The organism is Streptomyces sp. LS1784 (assembly GCF_020103755.1).
Lineage (GTDB): Bacteria > Actinomycetota > Actinomycetes > Streptomycetales > Streptomycetaceae > Kitasatospora.
Map to the genome: position 1 here is coordinate 1 of NZ_JAHSQD010000111.1, position 19790 is coordinate 19790.

Annotated in this window: 22 protein-coding genes and 1 riboswitch; of the genes, 6 read left to right on the top strand and 16 right to left on the bottom strand. The window is 71.4% G+C overall.

Annotated elements, in window-relative coordinates; genetic code table 11:
- Positions 1–121: 121 nt before the first annotated feature.
- Positions 122–682: a hypothetical protein gene (locus KS423_RS15795; protein ID WP_224279687.1), complete on the top strand. Its 561-nt coding sequence runs from the start codon at positions 122–124 to the stop codon at positions 680–682.
- A 38-nt stretch (positions 683–720) separates the two neighbouring features.
- Here KS423_RS15795 and KS423_RS15800 read toward each other — a convergent pair whose 3' ends face one another.
- Both KS423_RS15800 and KS423_RS15805 read right to left on the bottom strand, forming a co-directional pair.
- Positions 721–1689, bottom strand: coding sequence for an aldo/keto reductase (locus KS423_RS15800; protein WP_224279689.1), 969 nt, complete (start codon positions 1687–1689; stop codon positions 721–723).
- Between the two features lie 16 nt (positions 1690–1705).
- Entirely contained in the window at positions 1706–2302 is a 597-nt protein-coding gene (locus KS423_RS15805) for an NADPH-dependent FMN reductase (RefSeq protein WP_224279690.1), read from the bottom strand.
- A gap of 101 nt (positions 2303–2403) precedes the next feature.
- Between KS423_RS15805 and KS423_RS15810 the strand changes: the two genes are divergently transcribed.
- Positions 2404–3240 carry a helix-turn-helix domain-containing protein gene (locus KS423_RS15810; protein WP_224279692.1) on the top strand — a complete coding sequence of 279 codons (837 nt, stop codon included), beginning with the start codon at positions 2404–2406 and terminating at the stop codon, positions 3238–3240.
- Between the two features lie 17 nt (positions 3241–3257).
- Here the strand turns inward: KS423_RS15810 and KS423_RS15815 are convergent, their stop codons facing one another.
- Positions 3258–4184, bottom strand: coding sequence for a LysR family transcriptional regulator (locus tag KS423_RS15815; RefSeq protein WP_224279694.1), 927 nt, complete (start codon positions 4182–4184; stop codon positions 3258–3260).
- A 129-nt stretch (positions 4185–4313) separates the two neighbouring features.
- Between KS423_RS15815 and KS423_RS15820 the strand changes: the two genes are divergently transcribed.
- Positions 4314–4700, top strand: coding sequence for a VOC family protein (locus tag KS423_RS15820; protein ID WP_224279696.1), 387 nt, complete (start codon positions 4314–4316; stop codon positions 4698–4700).
- A 105-nt stretch (positions 4701–4805) separates the two neighbouring features.
- Here the strand turns inward: KS423_RS15820 and KS423_RS15825 are convergent, their stop codons facing one another.
- Positions 4806–6038 carry a hypothetical protein gene (locus tag KS423_RS15825; protein ID WP_224279698.1) on the bottom strand — a complete coding sequence of 411 codons (1233 nt, stop codon included), beginning with the start codon at positions 6036–6038 and terminating at the stop codon, positions 4806–4808.
- A gap of 263 nt (positions 6039–6301) precedes the next feature.
- A complete protein-coding gene (locus KS423_RS15830) occupies positions 6302–6739 on the bottom strand; it encodes an SRPBCC domain-containing protein (RefSeq protein ID WP_224279700.1) in 438 nt (145 codons plus the stop codon).
- Positions 6740–7003: 264 nt separating this feature from the next.
- Between KS423_RS15830 and KS423_RS15835 the strand changes: the two genes are divergently transcribed.
- Positions 7004–8395, top strand: coding sequence for an FAD-binding oxidoreductase (locus KS423_RS15835; RefSeq protein ID WP_224279702.1), 1392 nt, complete (start codon positions 7004–7006; stop codon positions 8393–8395).
- A 128-nt stretch (positions 8396–8523) separates the two neighbouring features.
- Here the strand turns inward: KS423_RS15835 and KS423_RS15840 are convergent, their stop codons facing one another.
- The 8 genes from KS423_RS15840 to KS423_RS15875 form a co-directional block, all read right to left on the bottom strand.
- The gene (locus KS423_RS15840; protein WP_224279711.1) at positions 8524–9171 is read right to left on the bottom strand and encodes a hypothetical protein; all 648 of its coding nucleotides are present in this window, start codon (positions 9169–9171) and stop codon (positions 8524–8526) included.
- A complete protein-coding gene (locus tag KS423_RS15845) occupies positions 9164–10432 on the bottom strand; it encodes an ABC transporter permease (RefSeq protein ID WP_224279713.1) in 1269 nt (422 codons plus the stop codon). The genes KS423_RS15840 and KS423_RS15845 overlap by 8 nt, the downstream gene beginning before the upstream one ends.
- Positions 10432–11220 carry an ABC transporter ATP-binding protein gene (locus KS423_RS15850; protein ID WP_224279715.1) on the bottom strand — a complete coding sequence of 263 codons (789 nt, stop codon included), beginning with the start codon at positions 11218–11220 and terminating at the stop codon, positions 10432–10434. The genes KS423_RS15845 and KS423_RS15850 overlap by 1 nt, the downstream gene beginning before the upstream one ends.
- A 483-nt stretch (positions 11221–11703) precedes the next feature.
- Positions 11704–12009 carry a hypothetical protein gene (locus KS423_RS15855; RefSeq protein ID WP_224279717.1) on the bottom strand — a complete coding sequence of 102 codons (306 nt, stop codon included), beginning with the start codon at positions 12007–12009 and terminating at the stop codon, positions 11704–11706.
- 149 nt (positions 12010–12158) lie between these two features.
- Complete coding sequence (gene thiC / locus KS423_RS15860; RefSeq protein ID WP_224279719.1) at positions 12159–13967, bottom strand: phosphomethylpyrimidine synthase ThiC; 1809 nt, start codon at positions 13965–13967, stop codon at positions 12159–12161.
- A riboswitch (TPP riboswitch) is annotated at positions 13962–14096 on the bottom strand. Its footprint overlaps the gene before it by 6 nt.
- Before the next feature lie 163 nt (positions 14097–14259).
- Positions 14260–14460, bottom strand: coding sequence for a DUF5326 family protein (locus KS423_RS15865; protein ID WP_049653234.1), 201 nt, complete (start codon positions 14458–14460; stop codon positions 14260–14262).
- A 268-nt stretch (positions 14461–14728) separates the two neighbouring features.
- Positions 14729–15400: a thiaminase II gene (tenA, locus tag KS423_RS15870; RefSeq protein ID WP_224279730.1), complete on the bottom strand. Its 672-nt coding sequence runs from the start codon at positions 15398–15400 to the stop codon at positions 14729–14731.
- A gap of 25 nt (positions 15401–15425) precedes the next feature.
- Complete coding sequence (locus tag KS423_RS15875; RefSeq protein WP_224279738.1) at positions 15426–15743, bottom strand: cupin domain-containing protein; 318 nt, start codon at positions 15741–15743, stop codon at positions 15426–15428.
- A 119-nt stretch (positions 15744–15862) separates the two neighbouring features.
- Between KS423_RS15875 and KS423_RS15880 the strand changes: the two genes are divergently transcribed.
- A complete protein-coding gene (locus KS423_RS15880) occupies positions 15863–16243 on the top strand; it encodes a phage holin family protein (protein ID WP_224279732.1) in 381 nt (126 codons plus the stop codon).
- 99 nt (positions 16244–16342) lie between these two features.
- On the opposite strand, the gene KS423_RS15885 is transcribed toward KS423_RS15880, so the two are convergent.
- A complete protein-coding gene (locus KS423_RS15885) occupies positions 16343–16768 on the bottom strand; it encodes an SsgA family sporulation/cell division regulator (protein ID WP_224279734.1) in 426 nt (141 codons plus the stop codon).
- Positions 16769–16965: 197 nt separating this feature from the next.
- Positions 16966–17781: an IclR family transcriptional regulator gene (locus tag KS423_RS15890; RefSeq protein WP_224279735.1), complete on the bottom strand. Its 816-nt coding sequence runs from the start codon at positions 17779–17781 to the stop codon at positions 16966–16968.
- 238 nt (positions 17782–18019) lie between these two features.
- On the opposite strand from KS423_RS15890, the gene KS423_RS15895 reads away from it, so the two are divergent.
- Entirely contained in the window at positions 18020–18589 is a 570-nt protein-coding gene (locus KS423_RS15895) for an NUDIX domain-containing protein (RefSeq protein ID WP_224279737.1), read from the top strand.
- On the opposite strand, the gene KS423_RS15900 is transcribed toward KS423_RS15895, so the two are convergent.
- Positions 18590–19790, bottom strand: a 1201-nt coding sequence (locus tag KS423_RS15900; protein WP_263454895.1) for a globin domain-containing protein, incomplete at its 5' end; no start/stop codon positions are given. It abuts the gene before it with no gap.

A 19790-nucleotide genomic window follows, 5' to 3' on the forward strand; every position in this document is an offset into this window, starting at 1 on the left:
CGCCCGGGGGAGCGGGCCGGCCCGGGTTCAGCCCGGGTGAGGACGCCCCCGCGGGCGTCCTCCGGGAGGGTCGGAGCCGGTGGCGGACGGACGGCGTCCGCCCGGGCCGGGAGGCGGAACCATGGGCGCACGGACGATCGCGGCACGACTGCACGGCACACCCGCACCGGGTGTGCCCCGCTGGGCGGTGCGGACCGGGTACGCGATCACCCTGGCGGTGCTGCCCTCCTGCCTCTGGCGGATCGGCGGCTTCATCCTCGGACTGCCGCTGCTCGACCACGGCCCGACGCCCCCGGAACAGGACCCCGCCTCGTTCGACGGCGGCTGGGGGTACATCCTCGCGCTCAGCGTGGTCAGCGAGGCGCTGGCCTTCCTCTGCTTCGGCCTGGTCGCCCGCTGGGGCGAGGTGTGGCCGCGCTGGATCCCCGGTCTCGGCGGCCGCCCGGTCCCGGTGCTCGCCGCCGTGCTCCCGGCCGGGCTCGGCTCGGCGGTGCTGATGGTCTTCCCGTACGCGATGGTGATGTTCTCCCTCGGCCTGACCATCCGGGGCGACGAGGGCGGGGTCATCACCCACGGCTGGCAGACCCTCGTGTTCTGGATCGGCTACCTGCCGCTGGCCGCCTGGGGCCCGCTGCTCGCCGTGCTCACCGTGCACTACTACCGCCGGCGCAGGGCGGTTTGAGCCGTCCCCGGCGCAGAACGGGTCGAGCCGTCCCCGGCTCAGAAGCCGGTCGGCAGGCGGGGCGTGTACGGGGCCTCCAGGGCCGCCGCCTCGGCGTCGGTGAGGCCGAGCCGCAGGGCGGCCGCCGCGTCGTCCAGGTGGCCCGGGCGGGTGGCGCCGACGATCGGGGCGGCGACCACCGGGTTGCGCAGCACCCAGGCGAGCGCGACCTGTGCCATCGGCACGCCGCGGGCCTCGGCGACGTGCTGGACGGCGTCCACGATCGGGCGGTCGACGTCCGCGAAGAAGCGTCCGGCGACCGGGTCCCCGGCCGAGCGGGCGGTGCCCTGCCCGTACGGCCGGGCCAGCCGGCCCGAGGCCAGCGGGCACCAGGCCAGGCCGGCCACGCCCTGGTCGGCGAGGAACGGGAACATCTCCCGCTCCTCCTCGCGCTGCACCAGGCTGTACTGGTGCTGCATCGACACGAACTGCGGGCCGCCGGCCAGGGCCGCCGCGTGCCGCAGCTTCGCGAACCGCCAGGCCCACATCGAGGAGACGCCGACGTACCGGACCTTCCCCGCCTCGACCACCTCGCACAGCGCCGCCACCGTCTCCTCGACCGGGGTCGCCGGGTCGAAGCGGTGCAGCTGGAAGAGGTCGATGTGGTCCGTGCCGAGGCGGGCCAGCGAGCCGTCCACCTGCTCCAGGACCGCCCGCCGGGACAGGCCGGAGCCGCCCGGGCCGTCGTGCATCGGCAGGCCCGCCTTGGTCGCCAGCACGACGTCCTCGCGCCGGGTGTAGCGCCGCACCGCCCGGCCGACCAGCTCCTCCGAGGCGCCGCCGCCGTACACGTTGGCGGTGTCCCAGAGGGTGATGCCGAGCTCGACCGCCCGCCGGAACACCGGCGCGGCGGCCTCCTCGTCCAGCGCCCACGGGTTGTGCCCGCCGCCGCCACCGCCGAAGCCCATGCAGCCGAGCGCGATCCGGCTGACCTCCAGGTCGGTGCCGGGCAGTTCCAGGTACTCCACCGTTCTTCCCCTCCCCTCAGGCCGGGTACGGCACGGCGGCCCGCGCGTTCTTCAACGCGCCCGCCCACCAGGACAGTTGGTCGAGCAGGACCTTGGCGTAGCCGGGCGCCTGCGGGCCGTTCGGGCGGCCGTCCGCCCAGGCGGTGAAGTAGTTCGGGAAGGCCAGGCCGTCCCGGATGGTCACCGCGTGCAGCTCGGTCAGCACGTTCTCCAGGTGCAGCACGGCGTGCCGGCCGCCGGCCGCGCCGCCGTAGCTGACGAAGGCCACCGGCTTGGCCGTCCACTGGGTGAAGTGCCAGTCGATCGCGGCCTTCAGCGAGGCCGGGTAGCTGTGGTTGTACTCCGGTGTGACGACGACGAAGGCATCGGCGCCCTCCAGGGCCTCGGTCAGCTTCGCCATCCCGGCCGGCCGCGGGTAGCCGTCACCCGCGAACTTCGGCGGGGCGGCGGGGAGTTCGAGCGGCAGCTCGACCTCGGCGAGGTCCACCACCTCGACCTCGAAGCCCCCGTGCGCGGCGGCCTGTTCGGCCACCCACGAGGACACCACCGGGCCGAACCGGCCCTCCCGGACGCTGCCGAGGATGATCACCAGCTTGTGCGTGTTCGTCTCCATGGCCACCACCCTCCGCCCGCTCCGCGGCCGTAACCAGGCCGCGCTCAGGCTGGCCCCCGCAGGGCCACCCTCGGCGTGACGATCGGCCGTACGCTCGTCATATGGGCACACCAATGGGGGACTTCATCCGCGCGAAGCGCGACAGCATCCAGCCGGAGGCGCTGGGCCTGCCCGACCACGGCCGCCGCCGCTCGCCCGGGCTGCGCCGCTCCGACCTGGCCGTCCGGGCCGGCATCAGCGTCGAGTACCTGACCCGGCTGGAGCAGGGCCGCGACCGCAACCCCTCCACCCCCGTGGTCAACGCACTCGCCGACGCCCTCAGCCTCGACCCCGCCGAGCGCAACCACCTGCGCTACCTCACCAAGATCACCGGTGGCGCGTGCGCCGGCCGCACCCGGCCCGCCCCCGCCCCGCGCGAGCTGCGCCCCACCGTCCTCGCGACGCTGCGCCTGCTCGAACCCGGCGTCGCCGCCGTCACCAACCGCCTCGGCGACGTCCTCGCCCACACCAGCGGCTACGCGGCCGTCCTCGGCGCGGCCGGACTGCTCGACACCCCGGCGCCCAACCTCACCCGCTACGTCTTCACCGACCCGCGCGCCCGCACCCTGTTCGCCGACTGGGACGACGTCGCCGACGAACAGGCCTTCGACCTCTGGCTCGGCCCCTCGGTCGAGTCCGCCGAGTGGCTGAGCACCGAACTCGCCCCGCTCGCCGGCCCCGACTTCACCCGCCGGCTCGGCAACCACCTCGTCCCCCACCGCGGCCCGCTCCGCCTCCGCCACCCGTCCGGCCCCGAACTCCGGCTCCACCGCGAGACGCTGGAGCTCCCCGACGACTCCCAGCAGCTCCTCGTGCTGCTCCCCGCGGACGACGACACCGCCGCCCACCTCGACCGCCTGCTCGCCCCGGAGCGGCCCCGGCTGCGCGCGATCTCCTGAAGCGCTCCGCCGCCCCCTCAGCCCGCCGCCACGACGCACGACGGCGCCGCCCCGTCGGCCCGCCGCTCGGCGACGTCCGCCGCCGCCCGGACGAAGGCGCGGACCCGGGCGGTGGTGTTGCTCTCCAGCCAGACCGGGCCGCGCTCGATCGGGGGCACGTCGTGGATCGGCACGTACGCGACGTCCGGACGCGGGTAGTAGCGGCGGGAGTGCTCGCCGACCGGGAGGACGCCGCGGCCCATCGCGACCAGGCTGAGCATCTCGGAGAAGGTGCTGCCGGACGGGCCCTTGGGCACCGGGCGGCCGGACGGGGTGTGGTCGGGGGTGCGGTCGCGCTTGAAGGCCGCCGAGGTGACGGCCGGGTACTGCACCACCGGGTGGTCGGCGAGCACCTCGACCGACACCGACCGCTCCGCGGCCAGCGGGTGCCCGGCCGCCACCGCGAGGACCCGCCGCTCGGTCAGCAGCACCGGCCCACAGGCCATGCCGTCGAACGGGTAGGAGGCGATCAGGACGTCCACCGAGCCGTCCACCAGGCTCGCCCGGGAGTTGGAGAGCTGGACCTCGCGGACGTCCACCCGGCAGTCGGGGTGCCGCTCGCCGAACAGCGCGACCGCCTTGAGCAGCACCGGCGCCGTCCACTCCCCGAGGAACGCCACCCGCAGCTCCCCGGTGACCCCTCGGCTGGCGTCCTCCGCGCGCCGCAGCGCCGCCGCCATCGCCTCCACCACCGGCGCCAGGTCGTCCGCCAACTGCCGTCCCACGGCGCTGAGTCGGACCGACCGGCTGGTGCGCTCGAACAGCGGGCCGCCGATCCGACGCTCCAGCTTCTTCACCACCTGGCTGACCCGCCCGGTGGTCAGGTGCAGGCGCTCGGCGGTCCGGCCGAAGTGCAGCTCCTCGGCGAGCGTGAGGAAGACCTCGACCTCCAGCCGTTCCAGCATCCAGCCCCACCCCTCGATCGTTGAATTCTGCTCAACGATCGTACGTCCATCGCGCATTGATCACCCGTCCGGACGGCGGGATCGTTGAACCCGTCACCAGCAGTCGCACCCGAGCGGAGCCGAACACCCATGCGCGTCGTAGCCTTCGACCACCTCGTCCTCAACGTCGCCGACGTCGAACGCTCGCTGGCCTTCTACTCCGGCCTGCTCGGCCTGGAGCCCGTCCGCGTCGACGAGTGGCGGGCCGGCAAGGTGTCCTTCCCGTCCGTCCGCGTCACCCCCGACACCATCATCGACCTGACCAGCCGTCCCCGGCAGGAGTCCAACGTCGACCACATCTGCCTCACCGTCGAGCCCCTCGACTGGCAGGAGGTCATCGACTCCGGCGTCTTCACCGTCCTCGAAGGCCCGGTCACCCGCTACGGCGCCCGCGGCAACGCCACCTCGATCTACGTCCGCGACCCCGACGGCAACACGGTCGAGCTCCGCTGGTACCCCCAGGACGCCGACAAGTGAGCGGTGCCGCCCCGGCCCCACGGGGGTGGCCCGGGGCGGCATCCCGCGCCCTGACGGCGAAGCGCCGTCCCGGAAACCCTCCCGGGACGGCGCTTCGCCGTCGGTTCAGCCGCGGCGTGTGCGCCGCGTCAGGACGATCGCAGCTCCGCCCGCCACCACCAGGGCGCCGGCGATCCCGGCCGTCAGGCCGAGACCGCGAGAGCCGGTGTCGGCGAGCTCGGCCCGGTTGGTGTCGGCGACCGTGACCGGCGCCGGGGCCGCCGGCGTGGTGGTGGACACGGAGGCCGGGACGGCGGGCGCGGAGGACGTGCTCGGTGTCGGGGCCGGTGCGTTCGGGTCGACGCACTCAGGGGCGCCCTCGACGGGCGCGGCGGCGATCGGTTGCTTGGTCCAGAACAGCATTTCAGTGGAACCCGGGAAGTTGCCGAAGCCCAGCGAGGCGTCCGTGTCGGTCTTGAAGTTCTTGCCGAGCGTGATCCTGGCGTTGAGCACCCGGTTGTCCACCGGGCCCGTGGCCCACTTGGCCAGGTCGACGTCATGGTCGCCGATCCCGACGGCCGCCATGCCGACCTTGTGCCAGCTCTTGTCCTTCGGGTCCTGAACGTCCAGCTGGGCGTCACAGGCGGCCGGGCCACTCATCGAGCCGTACTTCTGACCGCCCCAGACGAAGAAGGCCGCGCTGGTGAGGTGCCAGTCGAAGCCGTTGGCGGTCTTGATCGAGACCTGGAAGGCGTGCGGCTTCCCGTCCGCCGGAACGGACTTGGGCAGACCGGTGAAGGCGGTCGTGAGCCCGGTCGTCTTGGCCGACGCACCCGGCGCCTGGACCGTCCAGTTCTTGGCCTGACCGTCCGCGCCGAACGTCGGTGCCAGGAACGCTTGCAGACCGACGCTCACCCACGGCCCCTCGTGCGTGGACTGCAGCAGCTTGAACCGCAGTTTGAAGGTCCGCGCGGAGTGCGGCTGGACCTCGACCCCGGCACCGGTCAGGTCGGTCGCCACCCCCTGGTAGCCGGCCGGGTCGACACCGAGGTCCTGGTCGACCAGCTTCACCGGCTGCCAACTACCGGACGCACCATCCGCGTACTCGGCGGCCACCTGGTCCTTGCCGAGCACCTTGCTGCCGAAGTAGATCACCAGGTGCTGACCGGTGTAGGGCGCGTCCGCGTCGTTCTTGACCGTCACCGCGCCTTCGGACCAGCCACCACCCGCCTCCACGGAGGCGAAGCCCTCGATCCGGACGGAGTGGTCCGTGTCCTGACCCGCCGCCTGTGCGGGCAGGGCCAGCGCGAGCGGGGACGCGACCAGCGAGGCCGCCAGAATTGCGCGTCGAAGTCTCAACTCAACCCCAAAAGTCCGAAATGGCCGCCATCTTCCGCGGCAACGCGTGGATTCCCCCCTGCGCGCCAGGCGGAGAATAGCTGACGAACATTCGGTGGGCCAAAGAATTCGAATTCCCAGTTATCGGCCATGAGACTAAATAGACAAATCCCTCCGCGCTGCCCCGGAAGCCGGATGTGGAGGTCCTGACGCGACGACCGAGCGCCGCCCCGGGCCCGTGGACCGGGCCGGGACGGCACCCCGAAAGCACCGTGCGCGCCGGGTCAGTTCCGGCCGGCGAGGTGCTCGACCAGCCGGTCGAAGCTGGAGTTCAGCCCCGCCTCGGCCTCCGGGCCGCGGAACATCTCCGGCACCCCGGTCTGGTGCAGCACCACCCGGGTGCGGCCCTCACCGAGCTCGGTGAACGTGAGGGTGGACCGCATGCCCGAGCCCTCCTCCACCATCGTGAAGGACTCGCCGGCCCGGATCTCGGCGATCTCGGCCTTCAGCGGGTACCGCTCGCCGGTCGCGTCGACCACCATGGTGCTGTCGTAGCGCCCGCCCTCCTTCGCCTCGATGGTCACGGTCTCCAGCGGCACGTGGGTGCCGACCGGACCCCAGAAGCGGACGAACTGCTCCGGCTCGAAGTACGCCTCGAACGCGGCGGCCGGGGCACCCGGCAGCTCACGGGTGATGGTCAGCTCGCCCAGGTTCTCGGTCATCTCGGTGTCTCCTCCGTGGTCGCGTGATCGCTTGCACAGGGGTAGACCGCGGCCGCTCCGGAAACTCATCGCTCCCCGCGAAAGTTCTTCGACCGACTTTCCCCACCACCGACGACCGCGCCACCCGGGGCCGGCGGACCGGCTCGCGTCCGGTGGGGCCGTCCCGCAGCGCGGCGTAGCGTGAGAGGTGGCCGACCAGGGACCGTCGGCGGGGTGCGTCGACCGTTCCGCCGGCAGGACGGGGCCCACAGCAGGAGCGGCGCAATGAGCAAACAGACGGTTGAAGAGTTGACGGGCCGGGTGCACGGTGCGGTGGTCAGTGCCGGCGACGAGGGATATGACGGGGCCCGCAGGGTCTACAACGCCATGATCGACCGCAAGCCGGCCGTGGTCGTGCGGTGCGCCAACGCGGGCGACGTCATGGCCGCGGTGGACTTCGCCCGGGAGAACGCACTGGACCTGGCGGTCCGCGGCGGGTCGCACAGCGTCCCGGGGTACGGGACCTGCGACGACGGCATCGTGGCCGATCTCGGGGGGATGCGCGGTGTCCGGGTGGACCCGGAACGACGGACGGCCCGGGTCGAGGGCGGGGCCACCCTGGCGGACCTCAATGCGGCGACCTACCCCTTCGGCCTCGCCGTCACCGGCGGGATCATCTCCACCACCGGGGTCGGCGGGCTCACCCTCGGCGGCGGCTTCGGGTACCTGGCGCGCAGCCTGGGCCTGACCTGCGACAACCTGCTCTCCGCCGACCTGGTGACGGCCGACGGCCGGTTCCTGGTCGTCGACGAGCGGAGCCACCCCGACCTGTTCTGGGCGCTGCGCGGCGGGGGCGGCAACTTCGGCGTGGTGACCTCCTTCGAGTACCGGCTCTCCCCGGTCAAGGACGTCTATGCCGGGCTGTTCTTCTACGAGTTGGGGCACACGGCCGAGATCATGCGGTTCTACCGCGATGCCATCGTCGACGCCCCCGAGCAGCTGAGCGTCTTCCCCGGCTTCCAGATCGCACCCCCGCTGCCGTTCATCCCGGCGGACCGGCACGGCGACACCTTCGTGATCGTGGTCGTCTGCTGGATCGGCTCGATGGAGGAGGCCGAGCGGGCCGTGCGGCCGTACCGCGAGGTGGCGCCGGTGGTCGCCGAGATGGTCGGCCCGATGCCGTACCCGGCGCTGGTGGGCATGTTCGACGCGCTGCTGCCGCCCGGGCTGCACCAGTACTGGAAGGGCGCGTTCTCCACCGAGCTCACCGACGGAGCGATCGCCGCACACGTCGAGTACGGTCCGCGGCTGCCGACGGTCAATTCGGCCTGCCACGTCTATCCGCTCAACGGCGCCGTCCACCGGGTCGCCCCCGATGCCACGGCCTTCTCCTACCGCGACGCCAACTTCGCCACCGTGATCGTCGGGGCCTGGCCCGACCCGGCCGACTCCGAGGCCAACATCGCATGGGTGCGCGACTACTACGCGGCCCTCGAACCCCACTCCGCTGCCGGCGGCTACGTCAACTTCGTGAGTGCCGACGACCAGCAGCGGGTCACCGCCGACTACCGCGACAACTACGCCCGCCTGGTCGCCGTCAAGCAGACCTACGACCCCGGCAACCTCTTCCACGTCAACCACAACATCCGGCCCCGGATCACGAGCGTGGCCGGATGACGACGGCTGCCGAGACGGCGAAGCGCCGACCCGGAGCGTAGAGCACGGGGTCGGCGCTTCCGGCTGTCAGTCGGCGAGGGGGAGGTGGATTTTGTTGCCCTGGGCCTTGAACTCCTCGGACGCGGCCTTCACATCCTCGACGGCCTCCCCGTCGTACTCCGGCGGCCACGCATCCTCCACGGCGTCAGTCCCAGGGCCACTGCACCGATGGCCATGCTGACCACTGCCAAGAGCCAGCAGGGGAGGGAGGCCGAGGATTGACCGGTCCAGTCCCACCAACGATGCCGTCCGAGGTCTCCGGCTCCGTAGTACGTCAACGGGAAGATGGTGAGTACCGGCAGAATCCAGGAGAGCATCCAGCCGAAGATCCGGCCGGAAAGCAGGGCCAGGCCGAGCCAGATCAGCAGCGCCCGCATCATCACGACCGCCAGCTCCGTCGTGGTGAAGATCGCCTCCGCCGAGCCGAGCAGCACCACCGTCACAGCACTGACGACGACGACGTGCGTCACCTCGTACGTACGGAAGGTCTTGGAGGCGGCGCGCTCCATGTCGGCCATCACGCTGTGCAGGCTTCCTGCCGCAAGTGCCGCGAATGCGATGGGAAGCTCCCGTCGGAACGGAACAACCGCCACACCGGCCGCGTTTCCGGCCGGAATCGAGATGTTGATGGAGCCGAACAGGGCATCGCAGGCTGTCACAAGCGCCAGACCGACAGCCAGACCGTAGGCATGGTGGACCCGTGCATATCTCCAGACGGTGGCGATGCGATCAGACACAGGTCACCGAGTGGAGTGTTTGCAGGCGTTGCCGCGCCCAGGCGATCTGCGTCTCCTCGGGCTGCGCGGCCAGGCGTGCGACAGCCTCCATGTCCACGCCGGGCGGCCCACCGTGCATGCTCTCGGGCCGACCTCCCCCGTAGATGCGCACGGCCAACCACATGGACAACTCGCCTGAAGCCAGGCCGATCCGATCCGCCAGTTTCCTGTCCACCTTGTCGCAGAACGGCGGGACTTCGGAGTGGACGATCGCGCTTCCCATGCTGATCGCCGGATCCCAGAGAGAGCCTTCCAAGATGTAGAAGTCATTCATCTGGCCACTCCGGAGACCCTGCTCGTAGAAGTCGCCCGGCACGGTGAACATGCCCGTCGGGAGCTTGGACATCCGGCCCGCCATCGCCGTCGCCTCGGGAAGGTACTTGCGGTCTTCAGGCCAGAGGCAGACCCGGGGGGCGGTTTCGGAGCACAGCGGCTCGGTTGCTGCCGCTCGCTGGACCCGGATCGGGCCGGCGGGCCCGACGGCCACCGCGGCCAGCACGAAGACCACTACCGCTCCCAGCGCGGCGAACCGCCGTGTGGCCGTTGCCCGCCACCCGACCCGGCCACGCAGACGGGAGCCGGGCCGGGCCACCAGGACCGCTATGGCCGCCAAGCTGCAGCCAAGTGCCAGCCGAACCAAGAGCGGTGATACGGCCACCTTGACGAACGGATCGCCGGAGAGCATGAACAGGTCCAACGCGGACGGCCCTCCGATCCAGGCCACGAAGAGGAAGCAGCCGAGGCCGCAAACCGCGGACGCCGCGTAGGGAGACGCCGACCATCGGCCGACCAGATGTCCCAGACCGGCGCAGCCGACCATGACGCCGAAGCCCAGCAGGAGGTATCCGGGCCACAGGAAGCCCGGCCCGGCATCCGAGACGCTCACAACGGCGGCTGAGACGGCGCCGACGAGGTAGACCAGCGTTCCGTAGCTGAGCGTTGCGGCGAGTTGCGCCAGCTCCAGCTGCCAGGCGGGTCGAGCCGAGGCACCGAGTTGCTCGGTGATCCCCGCCCGCCGAGCACGTCCGGCCGTCCAGGCCGCCGAGGCGGCGAGGGCCGGCCCGAAATAGAGCGAGGGTAACTGCGCAGCCACGCTGGCCTGCGGCCAGACACCGATCCACCACTGGCTTCGCCCGAAGATCGCCGCGAAGTCGAGCGCCAGCAGAACGGGTAGCCACCAGCGCAGGGGTGAGCGCCTGACCTCCATCCAGTAGATCCGCATCAGCGGCGCACCCCCGGGGCGCCCAAGGCGGTCATGTATCCGCGCTCCAGCGGACTGTCACCGACAGCGTCCGCAGCCGCGGCCTCGGTCAACTCGGCCGGAGTTCCTCGGAAGACGAATCTCCCCTCGCTCAGAACCGCGACGCTGCTGCAGACAGCAGAGACGTCTTCCACCAAGTGGGTGCTGAGGATCACCGCGCTGTCACTGAGCGACCGGATGAGTTCGCGGAACTCCAGCCGCTGCGCCGGGTCCAGGCCGACAGTCGGCTCGTCGAGAAGGAGCAACCGGGGGGAGCCGACCATCGCGGTCGCGATCCCCGCCCGACGGAGCATCCCACCGGACAACGACTTCATCTTGGCCGAGGCGCGATCGGAGAGTCCCACGGCCTCGATCACGCGTCGCGTCTCGCGGTCCGCCACCGACGCCGGCACTTCCCTGAGCCACGCGCAGTACCGGACGAAGTCGTACACCGAGAACGAGGGGTAGTAGCCGAAGTCCTGGGGCAGATATCCGATACCTCGGCGGGCACGCCGAGCCGTGTCCTCGGAGACGACCCTGATCCCGCAGATCTCGATCTCACCCTCGCGAGGCGGAACGACGGTCGCAAGGGTTCTCAACAGTGTTGTCTTACCCGCCCCGTTGGGACCGAGCAGGCCGGTGACACCCGGGCCGACCTCCAGATCGAGGTCTGAGATCACCCTCTTGCTGCCGTATCCCTGCCCTAACCCGCGGACCACCACGATCGGCTGGAAGTCGAGACACTCGGTCCCGGTCTGAACGGATCCCACGTTGTCCCCCCACGAGACTTTTCAGTCATCGACCGCCCCCAGGCCGATCAGGCGGACGCTACCACGGCAGGGTTGCTACGCCCTCAAACTGACTATCGATCAGATAGTGACTCGCCGGATTCGGCCTCCACCAGACGGCTCCCGAAGAACGGCGCGCGGGATCGGCTGCCACAGCATCACCGCACGGTCGGGCCGTGCGGGCGTGCACGCGCCACTGCCGGCACATGAACAACGCGCGGGCTGCTGCACAGGGGAACCGATCCAACTCCCGAGTGCAGCAGCCCGCGCGGTCCCCCTGGTCAGTCGGCCAGCGGGAGGTAGACCTTGTTGCCCTGGGCCTTGAACTCCTCGGACATGGCCTGCATGCCGGCCTCGGCCTCGGCGTCGAACTCGCTGGAAACGACCGTCGAACCGTCACCGTGCTCGTCGCGGATCCTTCTGGTAGATCTTCATCGACGACAACTTCAGCCCGAAGCCGCCACATCAGAGTGTTGTCGACTGCAGCTGGGGCAGTCGATCGTCGGGGGCGGGAGACCTGCCCTCCTCCGGCCAGTAGAGGTAGACCCGCAGGTCCATCGCAAGGCCACCGGCGATGTAGGACTCGTAGTCCCGGACCGCGGCTCCTACTCCCTGCCGGGCCCAATCGATGCCGTCCCAGTCGTGCTCGGAGAGGTACTGCGTGATCCGACCGCGGTCACGCCACCACTCCCGGACCGCCTCCGGCGTCCAGTGTGCGTCACCGTCGCAGCCGTAACCGAGGAACGGGTCACAGTCGGCCGCTTCGACCAACTGGGCGACGTCCGCCGAGGTCCGGGGCTGGCGGTAGACGTACTCGGTCAGGTACTCGCCCCCGTAGACGGATGCCCGGGCAGGCCAGGAACGACGAAGCGCCGCCCTGAGAAGCGAAAGCTCTCGGGGCGGCGCTCAGGTGTCCTGGGTCAGTCCGCCATCGGCAGGTAGACCTTGCTGCCCTGGGCCTTGAACTCGTCGGACATGGCCTTCATGCCCTCGACGGCCTCCTCGTCGTACTCAGGCGAGGCCTGACCCTGACCGAACTGCTCATTGATGCTTTTGCTGATCTTCATCGAGCAGAACTTCGGGCCGCACATCGAGCAGAAGTGCGCGGTCTTGGCGGGCTCGGCGGGGAGGGTCTCGTCGTGGAAGTCGCGGGCGGTCTCCGGGTCGAGGGCCAGGTTGAACTGGTCCTCCCAGCGGAACTCGAAGCGGGCGTCGGAGAGGGCGTCGTCCCAGGCCTGGGCGCCCGGGTGGCCCTTGGCCAGGTCGGCGGCGTGGGCGGCGATCTTGTAGGTGATCACGCCGGTCTTGACGTCGTCCCGGTTGGGCAGGCCCAGGTGCTCCTTGGGGGTCACGTAGCAGAGCATCGCGGTGCCCCACCAGGCGATCATCGCGGCGCCGATGCCCGAGGTGATGTGGTCGTAGCCGGGGGCGACGTCCGTGGTCAGCGGGCCGAGGGTGTAGAACGGCGCCTCGTCGCAGATCTCCTTCTGGAGATCCATGTTCTCCCTGATCTTGTTCATCGGGACGTGGCCCGGGCCCTCGATCATCACCTGGACGTCCCGCTCGCGGGCGATCCGGCCGAGCTCGCCGAGGGTCTTCAGCTCGGCGAACTGCGCCTCGTCGTTGGCGTCCGCGATCGAGCCCGGGCGCAGGCCGTCACCGAGCGAGAAGGTGACGTCGTAGGAGGCCAGGATGTCGCAGAGCTCCTCGAAGTTGGTGTAGAGGAAGTTCTCCCGGTGGTGGGCCAGGCACCAGGCCGCCATGATCGAGCCGCCGCGCGAGACGATGCCGGTCTTGCGGCGGGCGGTGAGCGGGACGTAGCGCAGCAGCACGCCGGCGTGGACGGTCATGTAGTCGACGCCCTGCTCGCACTGCTCGATGATCGTGTCCCGGTAGACCTCCCAGCTCAGCTCCTCGGCCTTGCCGTCCACCTTCTCCAGGGCCTGGTAGAGCGGCACGGTGCCGATCGGCACCGGGGAGTTGCGCAGGATCCACTCGCGGGTGGTGTGGATGTTGCGGCCGGTGGAGAGGTCCATGACGGTGTCGGCGCCCCAGCGGGTGGCCCAGGTCATCTTCTCCACCTCCTCCTCGATCGAGGAGGTGACGGCCGAGTTGCCGATGTTGGCGTTGATCTTCACCAGGAAGTTGGTGCCGATGACGGCCGGTTCCACCTCCGGGTGGTTCACGTTGACCGGGATGACGGCCCGGCCGCGGGCCACCTCGGCGCGCACGAACTCGGGCGCGAGGCCCTCGCGCAGCGCCACGAACTCCATCTCCGGCGTCACCACGCCCCGCTTGGCGTAGGCGAGTTGGGTGACGGCGGCACCGGCGCGACCGCGCAGCGGGCGACGCGGGCGGCCGGGGAAGACGGCGTCCAGGTTGCGCAGGTTCCCGCCGCGCGGCGAGGTGTGCTTGATCCCGTCGTCCTCGGGACGCGGCTCGCGGCCGTCGTACTCCTCGACGTCGCCGCGCCGGCGGATCCAGGCGTCCCGCAGCGCGGGCAGGCCGCGCCGCACGTCGGGCTCGTAGGACGGGTCGGTGTACGGGCCGGAGGTGTCGTACAGCGGGACGGACGTTCCGTTGGTGAGCTGCACCTCGCGGTACGGAACGCGCAGGTCGGGGCGCGATCCCTCGCGGTAGGCCTTGCGCCAGGCCGGGGCCGGGTAGCCGGTGCGCTCGCTGCTGGGGGCGCCCTGGGCAGACTGCGGCTGTGCTTCGAACGTGGTCATCTGACCTCTACTCCCTACGCCGGCATTATCCGGTCAGGTTCCTGCGGTCGACGCAGCCGTCGGTCCGTCCGTCGACGTCCCGGTCAGCGTCCTCTCAGCCCGGTGCTCCGAGCTCCCGCGTCGCAGGCGGTGTTGCCTGCACACGACGCCCAACACCGTAGCGAGCGGATCGCCGCAGGTCCAGAGCACGTCACGGCCCGCCCGGCCGACCGGCACCCCTCGGGGAACGCCCGAGGCCCGGCTCCCCCCTCGCGGGGGGCCGGGCCTCAGGGCGGCGTTACGGGGTGACCGGTCAGCTCTTGGCGGCCTTCTTCACCAGGACCACCACGGCGGCCGCGATGCCGACCACCACCAGCAGCTTGATCACGATCGAGAGCAGTGCGCCGACGACGCCGAACACGAACGCGACGATGTTCCAGGCCAGCACCAGGACCAGCACCGGGATGACGATGTTGCGCACCCAGGAGGGCAGCGACTTCCAGAGCTCAGCCATGTCGGTTCCTCTTCTCCCCTCGGGTCGGCCGCCGTCCGGTGCCGCATCCCGCTTGCTTTCGGTACTTCGATCGTACGGTGGCGTGAGTGCCGGAACGAGGCCCAACGGCCCGGAGAGAACCCCGAGATCACCCCGACTCCGACCCCCCGGGTGACCCCCGAGACGTCGACGCCGCCGACCCGGCCGGCTCCTGCGTCACGGGCCGACCCGCCACCGCCCGCCCGTCGTCCGGGCCCTGCCGGGGGACGGGCAGGCGCGCCCGCACGGCTCAGACCGGCCAGTGCTCACCGCGCCAGGCGGCGTCCCAGAACATCCACTCGTAGCGCGAGGTGGTCACGAAGTGTTCGACCACCTTGCGGCGTTCGGCCGCGGACAGCTCCTCGCCGAGCCGGTCGGTGAGCGCCAGCACCCGGCGGACCACCGACTGGAAGGCCTCGTCGCCGTAGGTGGCGATCCACTTGGCGTACAGCGGGTCGGGCGAGCCCTGGGCGAGCAGCGCCTCGCCGACCCGGGCGTAGATCCAGTAGCAGGGCAGCACCGCGCCGACCGCCTCGGCGAAGGAGCCGCCGTAGACGGTGGCCAGCAGGTAGCTGGTGTAGGCCCGGGTGGTGGGCAGCACCGGCTCGGCGGCGGCCTCCTCGGCGCTGCCGCCGAAGGCGGTCAGGAACTCGGCGTGCATGCCCTGCTCGGCGGCCAGCGCGCCGACCGCGTCGTCGGCGAAGGCCCGGACGTCCTCCTCGCCGGGCGCCTTGGCCGCGCAGACGGCGAGCGCGCGGGCGTAGTCGCGCAGGTAGTGCGAGTCCTGGACGACGAAGTGGCGGAAGGCCTCGCGCGGCAGGGTGCCGTCGGTGAGCCCGGCCAGGAAGGGATGGGCGAGGATCTCGGCGTACACCGGCTCGATGGCCGCCCAGAGTTCTTCGGTCAGCGTCTTGGTGCTCATGACGCGACCCTAGCCGCCGGGGTGCTCAGTCCTCCGGTGGGGAGAACACCACCAGCACCCGCAGCTCCTCGGTGATGTGGTGGAAGCGGTGCGGGGTACCGGCCGGCACGTACACCACGGTGCCCCGCCCGACCGTCGCGGTCTCGGCGCCGACGGTCAGCTCGGCCCGGCCGCTGATCACCTGGTAGATCTCGTCCTGGTCGTGCGCGGTCTGGGTGTCGGTGTCGCCGGGGGCGAGCGCGTACAGCCCGGCGGACATCCGCGGTTCGCGCAGGAACCGCAGGTACGCACCGTCGTTGGCCGCCCGTTCGGCGTCCAGTTCGTCCAGCCGGAAGAGCTTCACCACGCCGTCCTCCCTCGTCCTCGGGCCCGTCCGTCCACCTCCGCGCCCTGGCGCATTCAACACCACCCCGCCGCATGGTGGTTCCGCCGGGACCGGGGTTGCTGCCAGGCTTGGGCCGCATGAAGGGTTTCGTCATCAAGACACTGATCAACGCGGCGGCCATCTGGGTCGCCGCCTGGATCGTCAGCGGCATCCGACTGGCTCAGGGCACGGCGGACTGGCAGCACAAGGCGCTGACGGTGCTCGGCGTCGCCGTCGTCTTCGGCGTGGTGAACTGGCTGATCAAGCCGGTGGTCAAGCTGTTCTCGTTCCCGCTGTTCATCCTCACACTGGGCCTGATCACCTTCGTGATCAACGCCCTGATGCTCATGCTCACCTCCTGGGCCTCCGGGAGGCTGAACCTGGACTTCCACGTGGTCAACTTCGGTGCCGCACTGGTCGGTTCACTGATCATCAGCCTGGTCTCGTGGGGCCTGCACCTGGCCCTGGACGACGACTGACCGGTGTCGTGCGGACAGCCGAAAGGGGCCCGCACCCGGGTGTTCCACCGGGTACGGGCCCCTTCGCCGTGCCTGTGCGGGCTGCCGCCGCCGGAGCACTCACCCCGCGTTCTCACGCCCCTTGAGCAGGTCCGCGAGCTGGGCGTCGATGTCCCGTCCGGTGAGCTCCTGCCCCATCGGCACCAGCCGGTCGGTGCGCGCCAGGAACGCGACCAGCGGCGCGGACGAGGCGCGCAGCAGGGCGTCGCCGTCGGGGGAGCGCAGCACGATGCAGATCTCCGAGGGCTCCTCGCCGACCGGGCGGATGTGCACGTCGCCCTCGCCCGCCGGTCCGCTGATCCCGTCGAGCAGCAGCTCCCGCGCGAAGTACCAGGTGACCGGGGCGTCGCCGGGCAGGTGGAAGGTGAGCCGGACGGCGTACGGGTCGTCGGCCTCGTACGTCAGGTCCACCAGGAGGCGGAAGGAGAGCTCGTGCGAGACCACGAGGTTCATCACCAGGTGACCCTGGACCGTGCTGTGCTGCATGCGCCAGTACCTCTCGTTCTGCCCGCACCGTCGGTTCGCTTGGCCCGATGGCGACCGGACATGTTTTCGACGGTTTCTGTGACGGTTTATGCAACCAATCCACGTTCGATCATCATCGTCCACGTTTGGCGACGTAGTGGACAAGGTGTGCTTTTTCAAATGGTGAACGAACCGGAGAAGGTCTAGACCAAGTAGTGTCAGAGGATGAACGCGGGGCTCATCGCCCCGACCCCGCGCCGCAGTTGGCGGGCGGCGAAGGCCAACCGGTCGGCCTGTTCGACCGGAAGCGACAGGGCCATGGTGGCGACCACCGGGCCGATGGTGATCGGGACGGCCGCGCAGACCGTGCCGAGCACGTACTCCTGCCGTTCCAGCACGGGCATGGTCGGCCGCAGCGTGGCCAGCCGGCGCAGCACGGCGCTCTCGCCGGTGAGGGTGGACGGGGTGAGCCCGGCCGGCGGATGGCGGGCGAGGTGGTCGCGGCGCGCCTCCTCGGGCAGCTGGCCGAGCAGGCGCTGGCCGATGGCGTGCGCGTGGGCGGTGGCCCGGAAGTCCGCCCAGGGCTCGACGGCGGGGCGGTTCGGGTCCTCGACCACCTCCACCACGTGGACCTCACCGTCCCGGTACAGCGCGAAGTAGACGGCGGCGCCGAGTTCGTCCCGTAACGACTGCATCCGCGTCCGCAGGTCGTGGTCGCAGGACCGGGCTATGCCGTCGAGCGCCTCCCCGGGGAAGAAGCGCCCCTCGGAGCGCCGCAGGTAACCCTCGTGGGCCAGGGTGCGCAGCAGGTGGTAGGCGGTGCCGAGAGGCAGTTCGGCGGCCCGGGCCAGTTGTTTGGCGGTCGCGCCGCGCCGGAAGCCCCCGACGGCCTCCAGCAGCCGCAGCGCCCGCTGGACGGAGCCGGTCAGGGTGGGCCCGCGGTCCACCGCCGGGCGCCGCGGCGCGGCCGTCCGGGAATCCCGCACGATCTCGAACGGCCGTGTTCTCTCGAACGACTGTGCGATCCGATCCATGCCACCCAACCCCCAGCCCGAGTCCCACGTACAGGTCCGTGCCCAGAACGGGCGTGCGGAGCGAAACCTCCGATTTGCCCAATAGCTGCTCATTGCAGCACAACGGGCCCCCGAACGGATGCACCCGACCGGGTCGGCGTTTCGACCCGTTCCCGGTGCGTTTCGACCCGTTCCCCTGGTTTCGCCCCCTCCCCGGTGCGGGAGACTCCCGCACAACGCGCCAGTCCCGGAGGTGGCCATGGGCCCCGAGAACCGCATCACGCCACCGCGCCCGGTCGTGAAGCGCACCGCGCGGGCGATCCTGCTGGACCTGGACCCGGACGATCCGTACGGCCCGGCCTCGATCGTGCTGATCCGGCGGGTCCGGCCGGGCGCGCCGCACCCGTACTGGATCACCCCCGGCGGCGGGGTCGAGCGCGAGGACCGGACGGTGGTCGAGGCGCTGCACCGCGAGGTCGACGAGGAGCTCGGCGGCAAGATCGTGGACGTGGTGCCGGCCTTCGTCGACACCATCAGCCACGCCCTCCCCCATCCTCCGGCCGGGGGGACCCTCATCGACGGCGGCACCCTGCCGCACCCGCACGGGGTCAAGGTGCAGCACTTCTTCGTCTGCCGGCTCGCCTCGATGGACCTCAGCCGGCGGCACGGGCCCGAGGTGACCGACCCCAACGGCGAGTACGAGGTGGTCCGGCTTCCGTTCACCCGCGAGGGCGTCACCTCCGTCAACGTGGTCCCGCCCCGGCTGCGGGCTTACCTGGCGGCCAACATCGAGGGCATCCGCGCGCTCCTCGCTCCCGACCTCGGGTGATCACCAGGCGGCCGGGTCGCCGACCGGGTCGTGCCGGATCCGCTCGGCCGGCACCCCGGTGCGCAGCAGCACCCCGACGCCCTGGCGCACCATCGCGGGCGGCCCGCTGAGCACCGCCTCGCGGCCGGTCCACGGGCCGAACCGGCCCACCACCTCGGGCAGTTCGCCGGTCAGCAGGCCGCCGGCCGAACCTCCCCCCGGAAGCGGACCGCCGGCCGGCCCGCCGCCGGACAGCACCGGACTGACCGTCAGCCAGGGGTGGCGCGCGGCCAGTTCGCGCAGCCCGTCCAGCTCGTACAGCTCCTCGACGCGACGGGCCCCGTAGAACACCTCGACCCGGCGGCCGGGCGCGCCGTGCTCGACCGCCTCCTCGACCAGGGCGCGGATCGGTGCGATGCCGGTGCCGCCGCCGAGGCAGAGCAGGTCCGGGCCGGCCGCGTGGTCGACGGTCATCGAGCCGGCCGCCGGACCGAGCCGCAGGACGTCCCCGGGCACGGCGCGGTGGACCAGCGCGTTGCTCACCCAGCCGGCCTGGACGGCCTTGACGTGGAAGGTCAGCAGCCCGTCCGGGCGGGGCGCGCAAGCGAAGGAGTAGTGCCGCCAGACCCGCGGCCACCAGGGCGTCTCCAGAGCCGCGTACTGCCCGGCCCGGAACGGGTAGGCCTGGTCCGGCCGGACGGTGATCGCCGCGACGTCCCGGGTGCGGCGCTCGTGCCGGACGATCTCGCCCTGCCACCAGGGCGGCGAGGTGCGGGCGTCCTCCTCGGCGGCCTCGACCATGGTCGAGGAGATCATCCGGTAGGCGCGGCGCCAGGCCTGCTCGGCCTCGGCGCCCCAGCCGCCGCCCGCGTACCGGGCCAGCGTCTGCACCAGGCACTCCTCCACCACGACGTAGTGGCCGGTCAGCGTGCCGTACCGGCGGTGGCTGCGACCGAGCCCGGCCAGCGTGGCGCGCAGGGCCACCGGCTGGTCGATCTCGCGCACGACGGCCAGCAGGGTGCGGAACAGCCGGTCGCGGTGGGCGTCCATGGCGGCGGGGAAGAACGAGCGGAGCTCGGGGTGGCGCAGGAAGAGCAGCGCGTAGAAGTGCGCGGTGGCCCGGTCGGCGACCGGCTCGACGGCGGCGAGGCCGGCCCGGACCAGCTCGACGTCCCGGGCGGTGAGCGGCGGGTCCCCGGCGGCCCGGTCGGGCCCGGCGGCC